This window comes from Arthrobacter sp. Hiyo1, assembly GCF_001263615.2.
Classification (GTDB): domain Bacteria; phylum Actinomycetota; class Actinomycetes; order Actinomycetales; family Micrococcaceae; genus Arthrobacter.
This window is the reverse complement of sequence record NZ_DF952470.1, coordinates 286,737-291,057: the sequence shown is the minus strand read 5'-3', so window position 1 is coordinate 291,057 and position 4,321 is coordinate 286,737. Positions and strand designations below refer to the sequence as shown.

Genomic DNA, 4,321 nt, shown 5'->3' with positions numbered 1-4,321 from the left:
GGCGTGCATCACGGCGGTCCCGACCGGGTCCGCACCCATCGTCAGGCCACCGGCGCACTCAACGGCGATTCCGGCGTCGTCGATCATGGAGAGCATCACCTGGCCAACAAGCTTCGAAGCCTCGTGGTGGAGGGTGATGCGCCGCAAGTCGATGTAGTAGTCCGCCTCGGCACCACTGGAAAGGATCACCTTGCCGCGGACAACCGCCAGTTCTTTGATCAATTCAAGGAGGCGGGCACGGGCAGCGGCAGTGTCAACAGCGGGAGTCATGGTGCCCATTCTACGTAAAGCCGTTCGACGCCAGGGAATGGCGAGCGTCATGCACTGTCCACGGCGCCGGCACGTCACCCGCCGTAACCTGTGAAATATCTGCGCGGGAGGCGGTGTTCCCGCACGTATGACAACAATCGGAATCATCGGTGCGGGACACATTGGCAGCCAAGTCGCCCGCAAAGCAGCCGAGCTTGGCTATGACGTAGTGATCAGCAACTCGCGGGGACCGGAAACCCTGGCGGAACTGGTGGCGGAGCTTGGCGAACATGCCCGGGCCGCAACACCGGCCGAGGCAGCAGCGGCGGGCGATTTCGCCGTCGTGACCGTTCCGCTCAGGAGCTACCAGGACATTCCCGTGGAACCGCTCGCGGGCAAGATTGTGATCGACACGAACAACTACTACTGGGAGCGGGACGGCCGCATCCCGGAGCTCGACAAGGGCGAGGCCACCACGTCGGGCCTGCTGCAGAAGCACCTGCCCACGTCCAAGGTGGCCAAGGGCTTCAACCACATCATGGCGAAGGAGATCGGCACTGACGGCTCCCCGTCAGGCGCCGAGAACCGCCGCGCATTGGCCACCGCCAGCGACTACCCCGAGGCGGCGGAACTCGTGGCGAAGCTCTACGACGAATTCGGTTTCGACACCGTCAACATCGGCCCGCTCGATGAGAGCTGGCGCGTGGAGCGTGACCGCCCGGCCTACGTGGTGCGGCAGAACGCTGCCGAACTCAAGGACAACCTGGCGAGGGCACCGCGCACCATCTGAGCAACCTCCAAACAACACAGCAGCCGCTTGCCTCCGAAAGGCAAGCGGCTGCTGTGTTTAAGCGTGGACGCCCGGTCAGGATGCAGAAGCGGGATCGACGACGGCGAACCCCGCCAAGGCGGCTGTCTTGCGGACATAAGCCAAGTTGGACGCCGTCCGTTCCTCCAAGGGAAGCTCCGTGGAAAAGTCCTCCAGCGTGACCCAGGAGTCGTAGCCGACGTCAGCGAGCGCCCGGAAGTAGGCGAGGACACTTGCCTGGCCTTCAGCAAGCGGGGCCCATTCGTTGACCCACACGGCCGCACCCGATTCGTCTTTCGAGTCGGTGCGGACCCAGCGGGCGTTCTTCACATGGACATGTGCCAAATAGGGGCCGAGGAGCTGGAGGGCAGGCAAAGGTGATTCCCAGCCTTCGATCAGCAGATTGCCGAGGTCGTGGATTACGCCGACATGCCGCGGATCCAGGCCTTCCAGCAATCGCCGGGCCGAGGACGCCGACGCCGTCACGGTTCCATGGTGCAGTTCCACGAGGCTTTGACGCCGTGGTGTGCTGCACGGGAAGCAACCCACTCGTAGTGTTCCCGGGTGGCGGCAAAAAGTTCCGGGTAGGGCAGGCCTGTGGGTTCCGGGCCGCCCATGTTCGAGTTGCCCAGCGGCAGCACGTTCACCCGGACCTGCCTGGCACCCAAGGCCGCTGTCGCCGCGAGGACCCGATCGACGTCGTCGTGGTTGTCGCAGCGGGCGTAGCCACCGAGGCCGGAGAATTCCAACCCTGAATCGGCGGTGAGCCGGGCAATCTCCGGGATCGAATCTTCCAGGCCCGTCATGGGCCAGGTGGCACGGTTCCCTGCCCAGAAGCCCGGTTCTGCTGCCTCTGCCTGGTCCGTGACCCGCCATTCGATGCCGTCCCACCCTTGGGCGGCGAGCTTGGTGGCGGCTTCCTGCGGCGACCATTCGGGCGTGGACGCGGTGAAGACGGAGAACTTCATGCCGATACCTCCTCGCGGGCGTCCGGGTGGGAAGCGGCCCCGCCGGTACGGACCTCCACGTTGTTGTACTTGCCCGCTATGACATCGTCGATCAGCACCGGCTGGCCCAGGGTTGCCGAGACATACAGGGCGCGCACCGTGGCCAAGGCGGTCACGGCGTCCCGGACGGTAACGCCCGCGGGGCGTCCTTCCCGGATCGCCGCGACGATGTCGCGGTACTGCCGGACATGTCCGGCCGGGTACACCGTGGGATCCAGTGCTTCGACGGTGTCGTCAGGGTATTTGGCGAGCTCGACGGCGGCCTGGTTCCCGCCGCCGAGGATGCCCATCGCACTGCTCTCCGAAGGATCGGCGGCGTCTGATGCGTGGAAGTACGCGAGGTCGTCGTTGTCGATCACTGCGGAACCCTTGCTGCCCATCACCTGGAGGCGGACCGTCAAGCCAGGGTACGCCGCCGTCGTCGCGTGCAGCACGGCAAGGGCCCCGGACTCGAAGGTGACGGTAGCTACGGCGGTGTCCTCCACTTCAACACCTTCGTGGGCGAGAAGGGCGGTCTTGGCGCTGATCTCAAGGGGCCGGCCGAGGAACCACAAGAGCAGGTCCACGGTGTGCACGCCCTGGTTCATGATGGCGCCTCCGCCGTCCATGGCCCAGGTTCCGCGCCACGCGCCCGAATCGTAGTAGCCCTGGCTCCGCCACCAGCTGACCGAGGCGACGGCCGAGGTCAGCGTACCGAAGCGTCCGGCTCGGCGGGCCTCGTCCACCACCCGGCTGGCCGGATCGAAGCGGTGCTGGCTGATCACCGTGGCCACCAAACCCTTGGCCTCGGCAGCTTTGGCCGCGGCCAGGATTTCGTCCGCCTTGACCAAGTCAACGTCAAGGGGCTTTTCGATCACCACGTGCTTGCCGGCGTCGAGCGCTTCCAGCGCTTGCTGGATATGCAGCCCGCTGGGCGTCGAGACGATGACCAGGTCCACGGGTACAGCGGCGAGCGCCTCGGCGAGCGTCGGGAAGACTGCCGGCCTCGGGTCGCCCTGGGCTTCGATCTTGGCGGCGAGCGCTCGGAAGCCTCGGAAACCACATCCACAAGCGCAGTGACGACGATCTCCGGGAATTCGCGGACCGCGGCCGAGTGGGTGCGGCCGATCACGCCGCACCCTACGATTGCGGCCCGGATCTCCGCGCCGGAAGCGTTTGAGGCCTCGCTCACTTCGTCTCCACTCCTGCTTCATTGAGGACTTTCGCGAACGCCCTCGCTGCGATCCCGAACGCCGTCGGGCCGGAGAAACCGCCCAGTCCGTGGGCGCCGGCCAAGTGCGGCTCAAGGCTCGCGAAACCCGTGTAGCCGTCGGCCTTCAAGGCCTCGACAGTGCGGAGCACATCGCCGTCGCCCTCGCCCGCCGGGACCACGTGGGCGTTCGAGAACAAGGCATCCTTCACCTGGAGGTACTCAAGGTGCGGGCGGAGCTTGGCATAGGCGTCCTCGAAAGGCTTGACGCCCACCTGGACGAAATTCGCGGCATCCCAGGCCACTTTCAGCGCGGGAGAGGCCACGGTTTCGATGATGTCCAGGACCCGTTCGGGGATGTCTCCGTAGATGTCCTTCTCGTTCTCGTGCAGAAGAACGACGCCGGACTCTTCCGCCACGTCCGCAAGGGCACGCATGCGTTCGATGACCGCCTCCCGGATGCTCTCCACCGCCACGTCCTCGCCGTAGTAGAAGGAGAAGATCCGGATGTAGCGGGATTCCAGGACCTGTGCGGCGTTGACTGCCCGGCGGAGCCTTTCCACCTCGTGCTCGACGGGGAGGGAAACGTCCACTTTCCCGATCGGCGAGGCGATCGCGGAAACCTTCATGTCCGCGGCATCCAGCAAGGACTTCAATTCACGAAGCTGTGCGTCATCCAGATCCACGATGTTGGTGCCCCAGGCGCTGCGGACCTCAATGTGCTTGGCTCCCAATGCCTGCATCACGGCAATCTGGATCTTGGGGTCGTCGTCGATCTCGTCGCCGAAGCCCGAGAGCTCCCATTCAACAGCTGGCGTGCTCATAGTTACTTGACTCCTCCGGCGGTCAGGCCGCCCACTAGGTAACGCTGGAAAATCAGGTACAGGATGACCACCGGGGCAGCACACACAAGTGAAGCTGCCATCATCTGGCCGTAGAAGGGAATCGCGCCGCCTTCCTGCGAGGCGCCGAAGACCTGGAGCGCGACGGCGGCGGTCTGGCTTTCCGGCCGCGTCATGACTGAGGCGAACAGGACGTCGTTCCAGCCGAGCAGGAAGCGAAAATGCC

The 4,321-nt window shown here is 65.2% G+C and carries 2 protein-coding genes and 4 pseudogenes; 1 reads left to right on the top strand and 5 read right to left on the bottom strand.

What is annotated here, in order from left to right:
• Positions 1 to 270: pseudogene (locus AHiyo1_RS26565) on the bottom strand (orotate phosphoribosyltransferase); the annotation flags it as partial.
• 127 nt (positions 271 to 397) lie between these two features.
• On the opposite strand from AHiyo1_RS26565, the gene AHiyo1_RS10240 reads away from it, so the two are divergent.
• On the top strand, positions 398 to 1,039 hold the full coding sequence (locus AHiyo1_RS10240; protein ID WP_059388499.1) for an NADPH-dependent F420 reductase: 642 nt from the start codon (positions 398 to 400) through the stop codon (positions 1,037 to 1,039).
• Positions 1,040 to 1,114: 75 nt separating this feature from the next.
• Here AHiyo1_RS10240 and AHiyo1_RS10235 read toward each other — a convergent pair.
• The 4 genes and pseudogenes from AHiyo1_RS10235 to AHiyo1_RS10220 all read right to left on the bottom strand — a co-directional run.
• Positions 1,115 to 2,025: pseudogene (locus tag AHiyo1_RS10235) on the bottom strand (sugar phosphate isomerase/epimerase family protein).
• Positions 2,022 to 3,202: pseudogene (locus tag AHiyo1_RS10230) on the bottom strand (Gfo/Idh/MocA family protein). The pseudogenes AHiyo1_RS10235 and AHiyo1_RS10230 overlap by 4 nt, the downstream one beginning before the upstream one ends.
• A gap of 29 nt (positions 3,203 to 3,231) precedes the next feature.
• Positions 3,232 to 4,077 carry a sugar phosphate isomerase/epimerase family protein gene (locus AHiyo1_RS10225; protein WP_059388498.1) on the bottom strand — a complete coding sequence of 282 codons (846 nt, stop codon included), beginning with the start codon at positions 4,075 to 4,077 and terminating at the stop codon, positions 3,232 to 3,234.
• Between the two features lie 2 nt (positions 4,078 to 4,079).
• Positions 4,080 to 4,321 (bottom strand): annotated as a pseudogene (locus AHiyo1_RS10220) (carbohydrate ABC transporter permease); the annotation flags it as partial.